The sequence below is a fragment of the Laspinema palackyanum D2c genome (assembly GCF_025370875.1).
Lineage (GTDB): Bacteria > Cyanobacteriota > Cyanobacteriia > Cyanobacteriales > Laspinemataceae > Laspinema > Laspinema palackyanum.
In genome coordinates this window covers 38375-55916 of sequence record NZ_JAMXFD010000015.1, presented here as the reverse complement: position 1 = coordinate 55916, position 17542 = coordinate 38375, and the positions used below count along the sequence as shown (strand labels likewise).

The 17542-nt window shown below is 49.4% G+C and carries 16 protein-coding genes; 9 read left to right on the top strand and 7 right to left on the bottom strand.

The window, feature by feature from the left end:
* The first annotated feature begins 383 nt into the window (after positions 1-383).
* Positions 384-791: a PadR family transcriptional regulator gene (locus tag NG795_RS17380; protein WP_367289902.1), complete on the top strand. Its 408-nt coding sequence runs from the start codon at positions 384-386 to the stop codon at positions 789-791.
* A gap of 123 nt (positions 792-914) precedes the next feature.
* Here the strand turns inward: NG795_RS17380 and NG795_RS17375 are convergent, their stop codons facing one another.
* Positions 915-2219 (bottom strand): tetratricopeptide repeat protein, encoded by a 1305-nt coding sequence (locus NG795_RS17375; RefSeq protein WP_367289901.1) that lies wholly within the window; start codon positions 2217-2219, stop codon positions 915-917.
* A gap of 477 nt (positions 2220-2696) precedes the next feature.
* Between NG795_RS17375 and NG795_RS17370 the strand changes: the two genes are divergently transcribed.
* Complete coding sequence (locus NG795_RS17370; RefSeq protein ID WP_367289978.1) at positions 2697-4778, top strand: DNA polymerase III subunit gamma/tau; 2082 nt, start codon at positions 2697-2699, stop codon at positions 4776-4778.
* Between the two features lie 85 nt (positions 4779-4863).
* On the opposite strand, the gene NG795_RS17365 is transcribed toward NG795_RS17370, so the two are convergent.
* Positions 4864-6285, bottom strand: coding sequence for a glycosyltransferase family 2 protein (locus NG795_RS17365; RefSeq protein WP_367289900.1), 1422 nt, complete (start codon positions 6283-6285; stop codon positions 4864-4866).
* A gap of 427 nt (positions 6286-6712) precedes the next feature.
* Between NG795_RS17365 and ebsA the strand changes: the two genes are divergently transcribed.
* From ebsA to NG795_RS17350, 3 genes are all read left to right on the top strand, one after another.
* Entirely contained in the window at positions 6713-7093 is a 381-nt protein-coding gene (gene ebsA / locus NG795_RS17360) for a type IV pilus biogenesis protein EbsA (protein WP_367289977.1), read from the top strand.
* A gap of 430 nt (positions 7094-7523) precedes the next feature.
* On the top strand, positions 7524-8627 hold the full coding sequence (locus NG795_RS17355; protein ID WP_367289899.1) for a phosphotransacetylase family protein: 1104 nt from the start codon (positions 7524-7526) through the stop codon (positions 8625-8627).
* 273 nt (positions 8628-8900) lie between these two features.
* Positions 8901-9281 carry a hypothetical protein gene (locus NG795_RS17350; RefSeq protein ID WP_367289898.1) on the top strand — a complete coding sequence of 127 codons (381 nt, stop codon included), beginning with the start codon at positions 8901-8903 and terminating at the stop codon, positions 9279-9281.
* A gap of 373 nt (positions 9282-9654) precedes the next feature.
* Here NG795_RS17350 and NG795_RS17345 read toward each other — a convergent pair whose 3' ends face one another.
* Positions 9655-11100 carry a carotenoid oxygenase family protein gene (locus NG795_RS17345; RefSeq protein WP_367289897.1) on the bottom strand — a complete coding sequence of 482 codons (1446 nt, stop codon included), beginning with the start codon at positions 11098-11100 and terminating at the stop codon, positions 9655-9657.
* 80 nt (positions 11101-11180) lie between these two features.
* On the opposite strand from NG795_RS17345, the gene NG795_RS17340 reads away from it, so the two are divergent.
* A complete protein-coding gene (locus tag NG795_RS17340; RefSeq protein ID WP_261199323.1) occupies positions 11181-11687 on the top strand; it encodes a DNA recombination-mediator protein A in 507 nt (168 codons plus the stop codon).
* A 131-nt stretch (positions 11688-11818) separates the two neighbouring features.
* Here the strand turns inward: NG795_RS17340 and NG795_RS17335 are convergent, their stop codons facing one another.
* Positions 11819-12001, bottom strand: a complete 183-nt coding sequence (locus NG795_RS17335) for a hypothetical protein (protein ID WP_367289896.1) — start codon at positions 11999-12001, stop codon at positions 11819-11821.
* 9 nt (positions 12002-12010) lie between these two features.
* On the opposite strand from NG795_RS17335, the gene NG795_RS17330 reads away from it, so the two are divergent.
* Both NG795_RS17330 and NG795_RS17325 read left to right on the top strand, forming a co-directional pair.
* Positions 12011-12502: a YajQ family cyclic di-GMP-binding protein gene (locus tag NG795_RS17330; RefSeq protein ID WP_261207624.1), complete on the top strand. Its 492-nt coding sequence runs from the start codon at positions 12011-12013 to the stop codon at positions 12500-12502.
* A 95-nt stretch (positions 12503-12597) separates the two neighbouring features.
* Positions 12598-13053 (top strand): YidH family protein, encoded by a 456-nt coding sequence (locus NG795_RS17325; protein ID WP_367289895.1) that lies wholly within the window; start codon positions 12598-12600, stop codon positions 13051-13053.
* A 73-nt stretch (positions 13054-13126) separates the two neighbouring features.
* Here NG795_RS17325 and cbiD read toward each other — a convergent pair whose 3' ends face one another.
* Together cbiD and NG795_RS17315 are read right to left on the bottom strand one after the other, a co-directional pair.
* A complete protein-coding gene (gene cbiD / locus NG795_RS17320; RefSeq protein WP_367289894.1) occupies positions 13127-14197 on the bottom strand; it encodes a cobalt-precorrin-5B (C(1))-methyltransferase CbiD in 1071 nt (356 codons plus the stop codon).
* Positions 14198-14347: 150 nt separating this feature from the next.
* Complete coding sequence (locus NG795_RS17315) at positions 14348-15223, bottom strand: tetratricopeptide repeat protein (protein ID WP_367289893.1); 876 nt, start codon at positions 15221-15223, stop codon at positions 14348-14350.
* A gap of 1195 nt (positions 15224-16418) precedes the next feature.
* Here NG795_RS17315 and rbp point away from each other — a divergent pair.
* A complete protein-coding gene (gene rbp, locus NG795_RS17310) occupies positions 16419-16739 on the top strand; it encodes an RNA-binding regulator (RefSeq protein WP_254564389.1) in 321 nt (106 codons plus the stop codon).
* A 277-nt stretch (positions 16740-17016) separates the two neighbouring features.
* Here rbp and NG795_RS17305 read toward each other — a convergent pair whose 3' ends face one another.
* Positions 17017-17541 carry a hypothetical protein gene (locus NG795_RS17305; protein ID WP_367289892.1) on the bottom strand — a complete coding sequence of 175 codons (525 nt, stop codon included), beginning with the start codon at positions 17539-17541 and terminating at the stop codon, positions 17017-17019.
* Position 17542 lies beyond the last annotated feature (1 nt).

The window sequence follows — 17542 nt, the reverse complement described above, 5'->3', positions numbered from 1 at the left end:
GGACGGGTTTTATGCTTCTTTGGTTCCCGTGTTGTAGGAAGTTATTTAAACATTACTGCAATACAAATTTCCTGGACATTTAGAGTTCCTTCCTTCCGGTACTCCGATTTTAACTCAGGAATTAAAAGAAGCTTAATTCTCATTAATCGGGCCGAACAACCGGATTTTCTGGCAGATTCATTCAGCAACGCATCTATACCGAAGGGAACCGAATCACAAATCTTCCCGACGCTCGGGACGGTATCTGGGTTGACTTTGAGTTGACTTTGAACTGTAGATTTTTCACCCATCAAAAGAGTGGGCAAGCTACGAAACGTCAATCTTTCAGTGCGTCAATTCCTGTATCAATTGGTATTTTAAGGGGTATTCAGCGGGTAACTCAAATGAATTTTGAAGAGATCTATGACTTTTTTCAAAACCCTCCGCCGCTTTATCTGAATAAAGAACTAACCGTCTGTTATGTTCTCTCAGTATTATTGGCGGGTGACTCTTATGGCACAGAACTGATTCAGCAATTAGAGCGGGAATATCCAGCCTATCGACTTTCGGATACGGTACTCTACAGCGCTCTAAAATTTTTAGAAAATGAAAGAGTCATTAAGGGTTACTGGAAAAAGGTTGAAGGCAGGGGAAGACCCCGACGAATGTATCAGGTTCATCCAGAGTTCCAGGGACAAGCTCACGATTTAGCGCTACTCTGGCAACAGTATGCTCAAGAAGGTCACGGCATACCGAATTCTCCCCCAGGTCCGGTCCATTCCCATGAAAATAAGAACCAGGGTACGGGTTAAATCGGGATGACCCTAATTCTTCCGGTGATGGGTGCGGCCCTGGCATCGCCCTCATCGGTGATGTCCGGTTAAATAATAGGTCCCTGTTATCCCGGGAAAAGCTAGGTTAGGCTGATCGCCGTCCTAGCTTTTTTTCATGTCCAGCATTGCGGCATTCCGATATCTCCAGGCGATGGGGTCATCGGGTCGCAGTTGTAGGGCCCGTTCATAAGCCGCGATCGCCTCGGGAATTCGATGTAATCGTTCCAGGGTTTGACCCAGGCACAACCAGCCATGATAGTCATGGGACTGAATTTCTAGGAGTTTCTCAAAGGCAGCGATCGCCTCTTTGTACCGCTGCAAATTCCCCAAGGCGGCCCCCCGATTAAACCAAGCGGCAGCATAGTCCGGTTGTAAGTCCAGGGCTTTATCATAAGCAGCGATCGCCTCGTCATACCGCTGCAAGTCATAAAAAACATTGCCCCAGTCATACCACCCTTGATGGGATTCGGGATGGGTTGTCAGGGCTTCCTCATACGCGGCGATCGCCTCCTCCGGTTGCTTTAACTGCATCAGGGCCTTACCTCGGGCACAGCATTCCTCGGGAGTTTGCGGTTTCATCCCCACCGCTGATTCAAAATCCGCCGTTGCTGCTGTTAAATCCTCTAGCGCTTTATAGGCTAAACCCCGTTGAGTCAGCGCTGCCACAAACTCCGGGTTTTGAGCTAATGCCTCCGTTAAATGGGCGACTGCCTCTTGATACAGTCCCATGCGGTGACAGACTAAGCCTAATCCATACAAGACTTCTGGGTGATTCGGGGAATGGGTTGCCGCTTGCTCAAAGGTGGTTAATGCTGATGGGTATTGCCGGCGATCGAGATGAATCTGTCCCAATTGTAAATAGTGTTCTAGGGTAAATTCCGAAGCAACCGGCGAGGCGGGTGTAGTTGCGGATGGGGATGGGGTATTTGCCTCGCGATCGAGCAACGTTTGACCAATTTCTCCCGCTACTGCTGAGAGTTTGCCACAGTTTAACTGTCCTAAGCGAACCATGCGCCTTGCTAATTCTTGATTGGGGACTGGGGAATTCAGCAGACGAGTCCCAAATTGCTGTAACCAGAGCACATAAGCCTGATTGTCCGCATTTTCCATCCCAGAATCCTGGACAAAATCCTTGACATTGGGAGCAGATTCGGGGCCGATTTCCTCCAGAAATTGGGTAACCTGAGCTTGACTCCAGCCTCGGTGCACCCCATCGAGCAATTCAGAAAAGAGAAATTCATACTCTGCCGCAGAGAGAGGTTTGGGGGGGTGTGGACGAGGACCCTTGACCGTCTGGAACCGAACGCGGTTTTCCGGCTTTTTTTGGAACGATTGAGGTGGCGATCGGCGAAACCACTGTTTCCACAAGCGGATAAGCTGCTGCCAGATTCGTCTCAAAGTTTTCACAACCCATTGCCTGAACTGCATCATTGATAAATTTATCCCTCTGTGCCTACGGATTTCTTTTCTATTCCGAGTCCCACCCCATCGCTGCATTTTTTCGATGCTGGCAGCGTTTTACCTTCACATTTGTCAAACTTGCCAGAGCCTACCCGAGTCAATGGGGAAGCGCTCCAGCCCAATCCTAAACCGCCTCCTCTGCCACGGATATCTATCTATAGGGTTAGGAAGGGAATAGGCCAGTGCTATTCTATTTTAGAATGGGGATTGGCGCTTTTCCCTTTAAAATCGCAGATTGGGAGCCTGTTTCCTCCGCTCAAAAAATGCACCTTTTTCATAACAGAGGGAAACGAGTAGAAAGAGGGAACCCTTGAGGGGCGATCGGGCTTTCTGTGGAGAGAGACTGCGTTTCCAGCCTTGCCATTCAACCGGCGATTGCCTCCAGATTTAACATGATTGTCTGCTGATATTCTTCCCCCATCCATGCCATACGAACCGCTACATCACAAATATCGCCCCCAAACCTTTGCGGATTTGGTGGGACAAGAGGCGATCGCCACCACCCTAACCAATGCGATTCGCCAAAATAGAATCGCACCCGCTTATTTATTTACCGGACCCCGAGGCACTGGCAAGACATCCAGCGCCCGAATTCTTGCCAAATCCCTCAACTGCCTCAACAGCAACGGTCCCACCGAGACCCCCTGCGGTGAATGCGAAGTCTGTCGCACCATTGCCAGAGGCACCTCATTAGACACCATTGAGATTGACGCCGCCAGCAATACCGGGGTTGATAACATCCGTGAACTCATCGAACGAGTACAATTTTCACCTGTACAAAGTCGCTTCAAAGTGTACATAGTCGATGAAGTTCATATGTTAAGCACTGCGGCTTTCAACGCACTTCTCAAGACATTAGAAGAACCACCCGATCGCGTGGTGTTTGTCTTAGCAACAACGGACCCCCAACGAGTTTTACCGACGATTATTTCTCGGTGTCAGCGATTTGATTTTCGCCGGATTCCTGTAGCTTCAATGGTTCAGCATTTGAAGCATATTGCGAACAATGAAACCATTAATATCAGTGATGAAGCGGTTTTGACGGTGGCTCAAATTGCTCAGGGGGGACTGAGGGATGCAGAAAGTCTCCTGGATCAGCTTTCGTTGCTTGAAGAACAGGTGACGGTGGAGCGGGTTTGGGATTTGGTGGGGTCGGTCCCGGAGCGAGATTTGATTCAGTTGTTAGAGGCGATCGCTGCCAATAATGCAGAACAAGTCCTAGATAAAGCCCGAGAATTAATGAATCGCGGTCGAGAACCCCTGATTGTTTTACAAAATTTGGCCGGGTTTTATCGGGATTTATTAATCGCTCACACCGCGCCCCATCGTCCGGATTTAGTTGCTGTTACTCCTCCCACTTGGGAACAGTTATGTGCGGTAGCTCAACAATGGGAAATGTCCACTATTTTAGCCGGACAACAACATTTACGCAGCAGCGAGGCGCAAATTAAAAATACCACTCAGCCTCGTTTATGGTTAGAAGTGACTCTGCTGGGATTACTACCCTCGGCTTTAATCACACCGACTCAGGGACGGCAGGAAGCATCCAGTCGAGGCGGTGGGACTGTGGCATCACCAGGAAAAACCTCTTCACGTCCTCCTGCTGCGGAGAATATCCCTCAGTCTCCCCCAGTACAGGGGAGGAACGCGGGGAGTTCCGTTGGCGCTGCCTCTCCCCAGGAGAGTCGCCAAGCCCCTCCCCCGGAAAATCGCCCGGTTTCTCCCCCGCCAGCGGCACCGATTCAGGGGTCTGGGAACCCTGAACCATCGGCTGTAGAACTGAGTGGCAACTTGGAACAAACCTGGAAAACTTTGCTGGAATACCTGTCTCTGAGTTGCAAAGCGCTGTTGCAGCAACATGGACGGCTGATTGGGTTCAGTAATAATCAAGCTCAGATTGCGATTCGCTCCCCGAACCTGTTTAAGATGGCGCAAAGTAAGGTATCGGAGGTAGAAGCAGCCTTTTTGAAGGCGTTTAATCTGCGAGTTAAAGTGCTGATTCAGGTGTCTGGGGACGCACCTCCTCCGGCTTCTACTCCGATAGAGCAGAACCATTCCGAACCCCCCTCAGCCCTGATGGAGCCACCGGCTGCACCGATAGGCAATGGACAGGCCAACTCGACGCCCCAAAGCCCTGTAAATCGTGAAAATTCACCGGCTCAATCCCCCCCTCAAAACCCCCGAATTGAAACGGTTAGCGGTCCAGAAAATCGCCCTCCGGTGTCTGTTGGGGCGAATGGAAGACGGGATATTCCCCGGGGTGAGGAAACCGATGATGATGAAGTGATGCGGGCTGCTCAACGATTTAGCAACCATTTTAATGGGAAATTAATCAGCCTTCCAGATGACCCGGAAGTAAAGCTTAGGGGTCGGGCAAGTGAGGCAGAATTTAGCCACACCTGGGATGTGCAGAATCCTAGTTCTGAGGAGGAAATGGGGGGAGTTGTAGAGAGTCCCAATGATGTGGATATAGAGGATGATCCGTTTGGAGGGTTGGATTTTTGAGGGGATAGGACTGACGCCTATTTTCTGAGTAACCCCTCAATGTAGGGGCGATCCGCGAATCGCCCCACAGGGCCAGACGGGAGAATTAGGCGGGTAATTCGCCGCTGCCTTGATGAACAGTTTTCACCCATTTGAGTTGTTTGGGACGGACCGAAATCCGTAGAGTGATGCTAGAAATCACCACCACCCAGTGCAGGAGGTAAATGATACCTCGCACGGTTTGGATGAGGGATTGGATAGGAGATGCGGGGCGAGTTTTGGCTGATTGAGCAGTTTGTCGCTCAATGCGCCGGAGTCCGGTAAACATTCCCACGAGGGAAAGACTCATGGCAAGGGTGGTTAAGGGACTGTAAATGGGGAAATGTTTGAATGCGATCGCCAGGATTAAATCGGGGATGGCGGCTGCCGGTAGGAAATATTGGATAATCCAAAAGGCAAACATATCCCAAGATTTGGATCCGGGGAGGCGATCGCTGAAAATTAGCCGCCAATAGTCTAAATAGCGCTGATATCCTCCTTCTCCCCAACGATTACGTTGATGCCAGAGGGCCAGGGGACGAGTCACGCCCTCTTCTTTGACGGGGACGGGGATAAAGTGGACATCCCAACGGTCCAAATGCAGCCGCAGGGTCAAATCTAAGTCATCGGTGATGGTTTCTTCGTTGAATCCGCCACAGCGATCGAGGGCTTGACGCCGGATAAATTGACCGTTCCCGCGTAGTTCCCCAATGCCACCGATCGCGATGCGTTGCTGTTGGAAATAGCTATCTAAGGCCATTTCTGCCACTTGTCCCTTAGTCCAGAAGTTGACCGCAGGATTGGCGATCGCCTTCCGCATCTGCACGGCCCCCACTTGGGGCGGATTGAATGTGGGGAGGACCCGTTGCAGGAAGTCTGGGGAGACTTGAGCATCGGCATCAAAAACTCCGATAAATTCTCCCTGGGTGAGGGGAATAACTTGATTGAGTGCCCCAGATTTTCCCCCTGTGGCATCGGCAGAACGCCTAAAAACATTCAGGTTGTCATATTTTTTGGCGAGTTGCTGCAACACCTCCGGGGTGCGATCGCTGCTGTTATCGTCTATCGCCCAGACTTCATAGCGATCGCGAGGATAATCCAGATTGCACAGGACATCAATCAGCTTACTAATCACGGCTTCTTCGTTTTTAGCCGCTACCAGTAAGGAAACTTGGGGCCAGTGTTCCTGGTTTTCCGGGTCCAGGGGTTCGGGGGTCGGGAATGCTTTCGCCCGGATAATCCGAATCGCATGGAGTCCTAAGACTGCCGTAAAGCCCAACACCAGCCAATATCCCCAGGAGAGGAAATGGAGGATGAGGGTGAGAATAGAAATCCCCAATAGCAATACTGCGGCTTTGAGTCGGCGACCCAGATACCCCGGATAGGAAAAGTCTTCGACCTGATCAGAATCTCCAAAAGCAGACAAAATCAAATGAAGAGGCTCGAATTCCTCAAAGGAATTGTTTTCGGGCCAGGAATTCGCTGGCATAGTTTACTTAGGTAAAAAGCAATACAGGTTCAGTGGTTTCTCAGCCCCTAGACCCCAGGACGTAATAGGGATTCAGTGGGAAAACCCAGTCAGGACGATCAGGCGATCGCCCCCAGACGGCTCTTTCCCAAGGGGAATCCTCGCCCTCGATGTCTCTACGGCTTCAACGCCAGTCGAAACAGGAGCGCTAGGAGCTTAGAGAAACCTTAATGTTGTTTTATTGTATCCTTGATTGTTATTTTTCTAACTCGTTGCTGCAATTGAGCCGGATTCAGTCTTTTGGGTCCGAAGAAAGCTAACCCTCATCTGGTCCCCAAAAATTGCCCAAATTGACAAGAGTCGGGGAATCATGACCGGACAAATTCAATTCCCCACCCCTTTGTCCACTACACTTTTTATTGATACTGGACTAGAAGGAGCAGCGAGCATGGGTAATAACCTCGATCAACTTCAGCCTGCTGACAATCGGGAGATAGGGGTCTATATCCCTTACTACCAAGGCAATAAACGAGCGGTGTTACCGAGAGCGATTAGCCTCTATCGTCAAGGGAATTTGGAGGGTGAGCGCAAAATAGAGGGCGGTGAAAACGTTCCATTTGTAGCAAGCTGGCACGTTTCCTCTCTTCCGGCTGACCTTACCCGGTGTCGCATCCAGTTTGATGGGAATGCGGACCTGAGCTATGAAGTGACGATGGCAAATTTTGAGTTTATTGACCACTTAATCGATGTGATTGTCAGCCATAAGCGACACCACTCGGTAGATTTTTCTAAGGGGTTCTATCGGAAGTTGTTACTACTGGATGACTAGAATAAAGACTGACGATTAGCAAGAGGGGGCAGTCGCCAGAGCAACAGCTTTCGATGGAATGAGGGACGAGCGCCCCTGATTCCGGAGTCACCCTTGGGGAAATGTTGCTGTAATGGGGATGCCTACCTTAACCCGCACCCTTAAGGGTGGGGCTACACAGACAAAGCCCGTGGTTCGACTGGCTCACCAGAGCCCTGCGCGGGCTAAGAGAGAAAACCGACTTTACCCTTAAGGGTGGGGCTACACAGACAAAGCCTGTCCCGCAGCTCCGTCGAAGCCTGTCCTGAGCTCTGAGCTAGTCAAAGAGACGAAGGGGGCCCGCCTGCGCGGGCTAAGAGAGAAAACCGACTTGAGACAACCGGATTTGGGATAAGACCTGATCTGAGGACTCAAAGCAGACTATCAACACAAGAGAATAGGGAGTGAGTGCGTGCCAATATCTGCCAAACCAACATCTAAATATCTCGCGATCGGATCAACTCGGCCTTACAGCGGTAAATCCTCAGTTATCCTAGGCATGGTCCAGCAATTCCAAGCTAAGGGGCTGGATATTGCGTATTCTAAACCCCTGGGAACCTGTTTCAGTGAAGTAGGAAATGACGGGATAGACGAGGACCATCGATTTTTAGCCAAGACTTTGAATCTGCCGGATAACCGACTGGGGGAGACCCTGCTGTTTTTAGATGCGCCAACCCTGGAGAACCGTCTCCAAGGCATCGGACAAACGGACTACTCTGAGACTCTGGTGAATTCGTTGGGACGACTCGGGGGAGATTTAACGATTTTAGAGGGGGCTGGGACGTTAGATCAAGGCCGCTTATTTAATTTGTCGGTGCCCAAAGTTGCCACTCTGATTGAGGCGTCTGTGTTGTTGGTGGCGCGCTTCCACTCCATGTTAGATGTGGGGGAACTGTTATCGGTGCAGGACCGTTTGGGCGATCGCCTCCTGGGAGTGGTCCTGACGGATATCCCAGAAGAAACCTGGACCAGTGCCTCGACGATTCTGCGTCCATTTTTGGAAGAACAGGGGATTCGAGTGTTTGGGTTGCTACCGAGAAGCAATCTGCTTCGGAGTGTCAGCGTCCGAGAGTTGGTACAACGGCTGAATGCAGAAGTGCTCTGCCGTCCCGATCGCCTAGATTTGATGGTGGAAACCCTGAAAATTGGGGCGATGAATGTTAATTCGGCTTTAAAGTATTTCTCCGAAGCTCAAAACATGGCAGTGATTACCGGAGGCGATCGGTCAGAACTGCAACTCGCGGCCCTGGAAACCTCCACTCAATGTCTGATTCTCACCGGACATATGCCACCAAGTCAGATGATTTTGAATCGCGCTGAAGAGGTCGAAGTTCCAGTTTTATCCGTTGATTTGGACACCCTGAGAACGGTGGAAATTATCGATGAAACCTTTGGTCAAGTTCGCTTACATGAGCCGATTAAAGTGGAATTTATGCGAAAACTCATGTCAGAACATTTTGACGTAGACCGCTTGCTATCTATTTTAGGGTTAGAACCTGTTCTTTCGGGGCGGTAGAGGAATAGATTAACCGCACCCTTTAGGGTGGGTCTCTACGGACAAAGCCCGTGCTTCGACTTGCCTCAGCAGAGCCCTGCGCGGGCTAATTTTAATTTAGTGAATCAATCACTTGTAGGGTTTTGCTTTAGAAAAAGATTCAGCAGGAATCGTTAACCGAAACCCTAATAAATTCTCGTTTTTAAGCTCTAGGGCATATATCTTTGTGCCTTACACCATTAGCAGAGGGAGAATTTCTTTTGTCATATTGTCAAGCAAAAGTAAAGTAATATCATGCGTCACGCGCTTTTGTCAGGAATTGCACTGGCTCTCAATATTGTGGTTCTGCCCTTCAATGGAGTCACACAAGAAATCCCTACTGATCTACGTCAGCTTATGCCTTACAACGAGGCACGAGAATTTATTTTAGACGAGGGATGGCAGATTAATTACCGAAATCCCAACACAACCGAAGTATTATCGTCGTTGTTAGAGCGAATGGTAAATGAGTTAGACTATCCTGAATTTGAGAACTGTTCGGGAACTGGAATGGGGTTCTGTCGGGCTTCGTTTGTTAATGCTTATGGTGAAAGGTTAATCGTGGTTACGGTTCACAACCAGGAAGAACCTACATTATTTCGATGGTGGATAGAAGAAGAACCAGAACAGGAATAAACGAGGAGATAGCAGTTTCCATTGTTATAATTTATAGCTCGTGATAATTTATCGCTATCCTAAATTAGGGGTAACAAAACTACCCAGCCAGATGGAAAGCAAATCTCACATTTTGGGGAAATTTTAACCCCTATCACCCTGTCAAAAAAATAAGTTTTTTAGAGAGGCTTTGGAGAGAAGATAGGGGTTGCAGTGACAGGGGTTAGATTAGCAGAATTATCAGGAGGATACAGCGGAGTTTTTAACTGCCGCCGGTTGTCTGTCTGGATGCATAGCCTCGAATGAACGTGACTCGCTTCAGTCAAGTCACGAGGATACAACGTTGGTAGTAACTCCTTCAGGGGTTACTTTTTGATAACTCCTGAAGGAGTTACTACGAACGTTTCTCCGGGTTCCAAGTCCCGTGAAACCCTAATGGAATTACCCCGGGTAAGGCTAACCGACAGTCCGGTTCCTGATCTAACCGATCGCCATCAAAAATCCATACCTGACTCTGATGCTGGTTAGCATCATAAACCACGGTTAAAACCCACCCTTGTTCAGCCCGATCGCCATCTGGTGCGTAAATCGGTTCACTCGGATAACAGTTGTCTGGAATAGGGGCCTCGGTCAGTTGGCCGGTTTGATAGTCGAAACGCCCGATCGCCCCGACGGGTTCTCTCCCTAACTCCACTCCCTTTCGATGCAAGGATAAATAGGTATAGCGCCACTCTTGTCCCACCTCTCGGAAATCTACCGTGGGAAATTCACAGTGGCGATCGACCATTGTCTCTGTGGCAATCACTTTCCCTGTAGTGGGATTCAGTCGGACTCGGCAGAGGGTCCCTTTCGCTGCTGTCTCAGTCTCCAAGGTGGCAAACTCCTTGAGATATTGATTCGTCTGAAAATCCTCATAACGCACCAAATCTAGTCCAATTTCTCCATCTGGACTCACGGAACCATTGCCAAAATGCCACTGATACCAGGGTTCCGCTTCCCCCCGACTCACCCGTTCTAAGCTGGAACGGTCAATTACTAAAATCTGAGTCCCTAACTCGGGATGCCAGGTTAAGCTATCGCTAAAACTTTTCAGGTGAAACAGGACGGGGAACAGGGACATCCGCACAGGGGGAATCACAAAGATTAAATAGGGTCCCGCCATGACAAAATCATGAATCAGGGGCACTCCATCCAAGTCAAAAGCTGCCTGTTGTTGGATTTGGCCCTGGGGGTTGCTGCGGTAAACGTGCAGTTGGGTGGTTTTTCCCGGGGAGATGCCGAAGTTATAGATTTCCCCGGTTTGGGGGTCCCGTTTGGGGTGGGCGGAATAGCCCCAGTTCGGTGCCAATCCCTCTAAGTTGTCCAGTCCGAAGGTTTCTAGGGTTTCTAAATCTAAGGCGTGGGGATGTCCCCCTTCCCAGAGGGCTAAAAGTTTGTCCGGGAGGGCAATCACGGAGGTATTGGCCGCATTTTTGACCCCCTTGCCCAATCGTTTCCAGACGGGTCCCGGGGGGAGAGTGCCATATCCGGCAAATTGCAGGCGGTCCTCGGCTTCTTCGGCTTGATATCCGGCAGTTTGGACGTAGCGGTAAAGGGCGCGACTGTCGCTGTCGGTAAAGTGAACGCCTAAAATGGCCCCATCGCCATCAAACCAATGTCCGACGCGGGTTTCCCCTCGGGTGAGACGCCCTGGACCATTGCGATACAGGGTTCCGCGCAATCCGGGGGGGATGGTTCCGGTGATGGTTTTGAGGGGAGTGGTGGGGAATTCCTGGGCGGGTGAGGCGATCGCCCCTGCCCAACTTTTCTCTCGATTTTCGGGTTTGCTAATACTTTTCATGGCTATTTTCAATCTATTTCTCGTACATGGGCTTATCTTTGCTAAAATAACTGCGTTGTTCTAGTTATTTCTTACCGTCTTTGAGTCAATCAATAGACACATCACCTGGGATCGATACTCTGGCTCAAGAACTGGCCTCGATCCAGCAAACAGGTTCTAAACGGATTTCCCTCTTGGGTTCCCGTCATGTTCCGATTACCCATCAAGCGCTCATTGAGCGAATGACCTATGCCTTGGTCTTAGAAGGGAATCGTATTCTCACCTCCGGTGCCACCGGCACCAATTCTGCTGCCATTAAAGGCGCGATGAAAGCAGATCCCAATATGCTGACGGTGATTCTGCCCCAAAGCCTGGATCGTCAACCCCGAGAGTCGCGCGAGCAACTCGAAAAGGTGATCCATTTGGTGGAAAATCCCGCGAATGACCATTTATCCTTAGCCGAAGCCAGTGCTTTGTGCAATTTGGAAATTGTCTCTCGCTGTCAGCAGTTAATCTGCTTTGCGTTCCATGATAGCCACACGCTGCTGCAAACTTGTCAGGATGCGGAGGAACAACGCCGACTCGTGACGTTGTTCTATTTTGATTAAGGGCATCCTCATTCATCTAGGCTTGACCCTGCGATCGGATTTCCCATTTGGCGTTTGGATACGCTTGTGTCTGCTCTCGTTTTACTCTAAAATTCCCCCGCGAAGAAGAGATGAAACTGCCGTTGCCTAGGTCAGTTATTGTTTAAAGACTCCCAGGCAATGGCCCCGAGGCTACTCGATTCGTCTAATTTCCTGAAGAACGTTGCAAAGCGAACTAACGGAGGCGATCGCTGATATTGGGCTCTGGCAGTTTGTCCCCCTCTTCGAGTGGTTTCATTTTCTAGTAATTTGTAGTTGTACGGATAATTAGTCACGTTTTATTCATGGCTTCCACCTATTCTTTTGATATTGTCAGCGATTTCGATCGCCAGGAACTCGTTAATACGATTGACCAAACCAATCGGGAAATTACCAGTCGTTACGACCTGAAAGATACCAATACGACGGTTGAACTCGGGGAGGATGAAATTGTCATCAATACTAATAGTAAAATGACCCTGGATGCGGTTCATTCGGTTCTGCAACAAAAGGCGGTTAAGCGGAATTTATCGTTGAAAATTTTTGACTATGGCAAGGAGGAAACCGCTAGTGGTAACCGCATTCGTCAGGTAATTAAGCTCAAAAAAGGCATCGCCCAAGAGGTGGGTAAACAAATCACGAAGTTACTTCGAGATGAATTGAAGAAGGTCCAAGGCTCAATTCAAGGGGATGCGGTGCGGGTTTCTAGTAAGTCGAAAGATGACTTGCAAGAAGCGATGCAGTTGATTAAGCAAGAAGATTGGCCGGTAGCGTTACAGTTTACCAACTATCGGTAATTGGATAGGGTGAGAAGTTCCTTGGAGACCGATCGCTATCTGTAGGGGCGAGAAAGCGAATCGCCCCTACAAATTAGGGGTTAATGGGAGTAGCAATGACTCAGGAAAAAATAGACCGACAACGAGAACATCAAGCTAATGAACGGACGTTTTTGGCTTGGTTGCGGACCTCCATTGGCATGATTGGCTTTGGATTTGCGATCGCCCGCTTTGGTTTATTTTTACGCGAGTTACAAGCCAGTGTGACGGGTGAACCGGACTCTGTACCGGCGATCGCCATTAATTCCCAAACCCTGGGGGTGGCATTGGTGATTATGGGAATTATTTTTATTCCCCTATCTGTCTGGCGCTACAATCGAGTTTTTCAACAAATTGAATTCAGCGCCTATCGTCCCAGTCGTTGGATGGTGTGGTTAACAGCGTCAACGGTAATGATTGTCGGGGTTCTGACGATTCCCTTTGTGTTGTTGCGACACTCCTCCCGGGAACCGATACCTCAGTTTCAGCGCCAAAGTCGGGAAAATGTAATGGGCGATCGCGATCGGTTGTAAGTTGTTGACTACCGGGCTGAGCCCTGAAGGGGTCACTACAAACAATTCTGAGCAAAAGTTCGTAGTAACCCCTTCAGGGGTTATCCCACTGGCAGGGCTTCGTTTGAGTAATAATTTCCCCTTGGCGGTTAAATAAAATCGTGCCGACTTCTAAGGCAGTATCGGCATATTTTTTAACATAATTCTGAGCATTCTGACTGATTTTCTTGGCTAAATTATTAAAAACTAACTCAGCCAGTCCTCGTTCTTTAATTTCAAAATAAGCAGCATCGGCAGTTTTAGCATTTAATACCGCTTCTACCGTCTCCCTATCTCCCCCCGCCCGCACCACGGCAGCACTGAGAATCTCTAATTTGGCATCAGCAATATGGCTGGAAGTATTAAAAATTCCCCCAGCTAATTTAATCAGTTTTCCCTGATATCCCAGAAGCAGAACCGATTCGGCACCGCGCAATCCGGCTTCAACTAACAGCGCCCCGATCCAATTTCCCGTTTGGACGATCGCCCCCGAGGGAATGCCTAACCGTTGGGCCACAACTAGACCATTATTGCCAATGCAGAAGGTTAAATGAGGGGACTTTTTAACTTTATCCTGCAAAATTTGCCGAAATTCATCGAGATGATCAGCGGCGGAGAGGGGTTGAGAAATCCCACTGGTTCCGAGTAAGGCAAGTCCTTCTAAGATGCCAAAGGCAGCGTTAGAAGTCCGGCTGGCAAGTTGCCGTCCTTCGGGTAAAATGATAGAGACAATGAGGGTTTTATCTTCCGGAATTAAGGGAAATAAATTGCGCTCAAAGAGTTGGCGCGCATAGTGATAAATGGCTGGTTCTCCCGTTTCTGTTTTGCCTAATCCTTCGCCCGCTTCTAGGATTAAGGGTTGGCTTTTTCGGGGGGTGGATATGACCCTAGCCCATATCGGAGTATTCCGAGTCAAGTCCAGGTTATCCCCCGGATCACTTCGGGTGATGCCCAAGGCGGAAGTACCATCAAGTCGGGCGACTTGGTAGATGGGAATCTCGACGAGTTCGGGCATTAAGTCAAGGGTGACCGTTTTAGGGGCCTCTGCACCGGGAGACAGCACCATCAGGGCCGCTTTCGCCGCAGCAACGGCGAAAACGGGTAGAGTATAGCCGGTTTTTGCCATGTTAAGAGGACCCCTGATTATCCAGGGTGCGCTGATTTGCTGTTGAGGGACCAAGAGAATTCAGGTTGGGGTTGAAGTCCTGTTTTAGAAGGCGCTTCAAGCCCGATCGCCATTCTGTTCCCTTGAGGATTTGGACATTCAGCCAATAGTTTAGCGGGTCGGGGACTCGATACTGAGATTCGGTTTGAGTTCGTAGGCTTTATCATAACTGGCCGCAGCGCTACGGGTGCAGTCTAAGGCTTCTAGGGCCAAGGCGCGATAATACCAGGCTTCGGCATTTTTAGGATTGAGATTGACCGCTTTATCAAGACTGATGATCGCCTCTTCATTGCGGTTGATCTCTTGCAGAACTACGCCGCGATTGTACCACGCCCAATGATAGTTGGGGAATGCTTGTACGGCTTTGTCGTAGCTGGCGATCGCTTCTGAATATCGCTTTAACAAGTATAAAGTGTTCCCACGATTGTTCCAAACTTCGTAGAAGTCCGGTTGTGAGGCCAGGGCTTTATCGTAACAAGCCAGGGTTTTCTCGGTCAGACCCATGCTTTTGAGGGCCAGTCCTCGATGATACCAGGCGCGGGAATAGTCCGGTTTGAACTCGATCGCCCGATCATAGCTGGCGATCGCTTCGTCATATTTACCCAAGTTCCCCAGGGCAATGCCACGATTATTCCAGGTGCGATGATGATCGGGTTTCAGCCGTAAGACGCGATCGTAGCTCTCCACGGCTTCCTGGTGGCGTCCGCTATCATCAAGGGCGTTGCCACGATTGATCAGGGCTTGGTAACAGCCCGGATTTAGCTCTAGCGCCATGTCGTAGCTTTTGATGGCAGGATTAGTCCGCCCCAAGTTGTACAGCGCATTGCCGCGACAGTACCAGATTTCATCGGTATTGGGTTCTAGTTCGAGAGCTTTGTCATAGCTGGCGATCGCTCCTGTATAGTTTCCCGCTTCACTCAGGCTTAATCCTTTCCGAAAGAAAAACTCAACCTCTAGGCCCCTAGCACAAGTTATGAAATTTGACATCTTTCTTTTGGGAGACGTTTTTAAGATGATGTTAGCCAGGATACCATACTTTTCTGTGGTTGGTAAAACTTTAATTTTAAAATTTGCTGAAGCAATTCAGGGGTCTCGAAATCTTAAGCCTCCCTTGCCCCTAAAGCTCTCCTCTTGATTATATCGAGGTTTTGGCGGTATTTTTGCAAAAAAGTTGCACTCCCCCGGTCCGGGAAATGAAGGGTTAACCCGGACGGCTCCTAGGGAGGGATTCAGAAAAAAAATCATAAGGGCGCGATAGATGTCAAGGGCTTAGGGTAGAAATTTGGTAGCCCTAAAAAAAAGAAGCACGGCTGGGTTCCTGTCCCCAATGCATTTCTATAGATTTATACCTATGAAGATGCATTCCATAATAGATTCCCTAGATGTTACCCCTAGGCTATATAGCGGTTCGGTGGACTCATGAGGTATTCTCTCAAAGCCCCCTTCGACAAGCTCAGGACAGGCCTCTCCCGTTCTGGAAGAGGGGTTTGGGGCCGCCATCGCTGTACCCTATATTCAGGAGAACCGCTATATAAATAGAACAAACATTGGTAACAAAAAACATTTGCACCGAGGGAGGGTTTTGGTGAGTCTTCAGTTAAGTGATTAAGCTCACCGGACTTGGATACCGTGTCTAGCAGGAATGCTCAACGACGAGAGGGGCAGTTGCCCCTGGAGGTTTAGGACTACGGCAAGGTGGGCGACATCTTCCGAACTGTAGGCAGAGCATGACATGAATTGACCCAACTCTCTCGGGAGGCGATCGGACCGTTCCCGAGTGAAAAGGGTCGCCGAACCCGGGGTATCGCGGTGCCAACTTCAAGGAGTTTCCATCGCCAGTGGGTCAGGGTATTGAAGGCATAGGTTCCCAACATGACTCCAGAACTCTTGTGGGATGTTGAGGGGTGAGGGATTGATGCGGCGAGATTTGTTACCCAAAACGAGGCGATCGCCCGGGAATTTCAATTCCAGAAAATACCTTGTGTAAAGGGTTTCAGCCCATTTGGGGAAAAACTACCGATGGCTTTACCCAAACTGAAAAAACTGTGTTATTCTTATGGATGAGATTGAAATTCGGTTGCAGTGTTTGTTTCGAGTATTGATAGGTATTTCTCCCTTTCGTCTGGACAGGCTTCTCTCCGAAAACTTGACCTCTACATCCGTTGAATTTTGGAGTTAGTCCATGTCTATTTACGTTGGTAATCTTTCTTATGAAGTTACCCAAGAAGATCTGAGCGCCGTATTCGCAGAATACGGCTCTGTTAAGCGCGTGAATCTGCCCACCGACCGGGAAACGGGTCGTGTGCGCGGCTTTGCCTTTGTGGAAATGTCCACTGAAACTGAAGAAACCGCTGCGATTGAAGCCCTGGATGGGGCTGAGTGGATGGGTCGCGATATGAAAGTCAACAAGGCTAAACCCCGTGAAGACCGAGGCTCCTTTGGGGGCGGCGGTGGCGGCGGTGGTCGCGGTGGCCGTCGCAACAACTTCTCGAAAGGCTACTAAGCAAGATTAGTGGAACTCCAAACGATGAAATCTCCCGAATGATAAGAGTACAAGCACTGAAACCTTCGGTGCTCTAATCCTCTAGTCAACATCGGAGAGTTTTTTTCTGGAAACCCATAAGACGAAACCTTTTCGTCTCATAGCTTAACCTGAAAAAGCTCAGATATTCAATATCTGAGCTTTTTTATGGGCTTTATTAACTCAATCTAGGCGCGAGAAAGCGAATCGCCCCTACATTTCCTAGGGCAGAGGCAGAGTCATAACCAGAGGATTCTCCCTATTCCCAATTGAACGTAAACCGCCCATTAACTTTTTCCCCCTGAATATCCGTGAGAATTGCCACCTTATACTCCCCGGATACTTCCGTCGGCAAAAAAGCGGCATAATGTTCCCCCGGTTCGTCATACGGTAGTTCTAGGGTTCGTTGTTCCCCAGTCGGCGTTTCCACCTGCGCGGTAACCGTTGCACCGGGAATCGCGGCGTGAGTATCTCCCGTTTGCAGATAAAAATCTAAATGCACTCCTCCGGGTTCCGGTAACGCCACTAACTCTAAATGATACGGACCCACTTCAATCACCTGTCCCCCTTGGGTGGGTTGTTGCGCTGGGGTCGTTGCCGTGGGTGCTACTGCCGTTTCCGTGGGAGTTTCCGTCGCACTTTGTCGCACATTCGAGTCCGGTTCTCCGGTTCCACAAGCAGTTAATCCGATTAATCCCAGACTCACCACAGCAACAAAGCCTAATTTGAGCGATCGCCACATTTTAATTTCTCCTTGAGTATGACATTCTCTTCTGGACAACATT

What these genes read in the sequence shown, in the direction of transcription:
- NG795_RS17380 (WP_367289902.1), top strand. Translation starts at nt 384, where the DNA reads ATGAATTTTGAAGAGATCTATGACTTTTTTCAAAACCCTCCGCCGCTT.
- NG795_RS17370 (WP_367289978.1), top strand. Translation starts at nt 2,697, where the DNA reads ATGCCATACGAACCGCTACATCACAAATATCGCCCCCAAACCTTTGCG.
- NG795_RS17365 (WP_367289900.1), bottom strand. Translation starts at nt 6,285, where the DNA reads ATGCCAGCGAATTCCTGGCCCGAAAACAATTCCTTTGAGGAATTCGAG.
- ebsA (WP_367289977.1), top strand. Translation starts at nt 6,713, where the DNA reads ATGGGTAATAACCTCGATCAACTTCAGCCTGCTGACAATCGGGAGATA.
- NG795_RS17350 (WP_367289898.1), top strand. Translation starts at nt 8,901, where the DNA reads ATGCGTCACGCGCTTTTGTCAGGAATTGCACTGGCTCTCAATATTGTG.
- NG795_RS17345 (WP_367289897.1), bottom strand. Translation starts at nt 11,100, where the DNA reads ATGAAAAGTATTAGCAAACCCGAAAATCGAGAGAAAAGTTGGGCAGGG.
- NG795_RS17330 (WP_261207624.1), top strand. Translation starts at nt 12,011, where the DNA reads ATGGCTTCCACCTATTCTTTTGATATTGTCAGCGATTTCGATCGCCAG.
- NG795_RS17325 (WP_367289895.1), top strand. Translation starts at nt 12,598, where the DNA reads ATGACTCAGGAAAAAATAGACCGACAACGAGAACATCAAGCTAATGAA.
- cbiD (WP_367289894.1), bottom strand. Translation starts at nt 14,197, where the DNA reads ATGGCAAAAACCGGCTATACTCTACCCGTTTTCGCCGTTGCTGCGGCG.
- NG795_RS17315 (WP_367289893.1), bottom strand. Translation starts at nt 15,223, where the DNA reads ATGTCAAATTTCATAACTTGTGCTAGGGGCCTAGAGGTTGAGTTTTTC.
- rbp (WP_254564389.1), top strand. Translation starts at nt 16,419, where the DNA reads ATGTCTATTTACGTTGGTAATCTTTCTTATGAAGTTACCCAAGAAGAT.
- NG795_RS17305 (WP_367289892.1), bottom strand. Translation starts at nt 17,541, where the DNA reads ATGTTGTCCAGAAGAGAATGTCATACTCAAGGAGAAATTAAAATGTGG.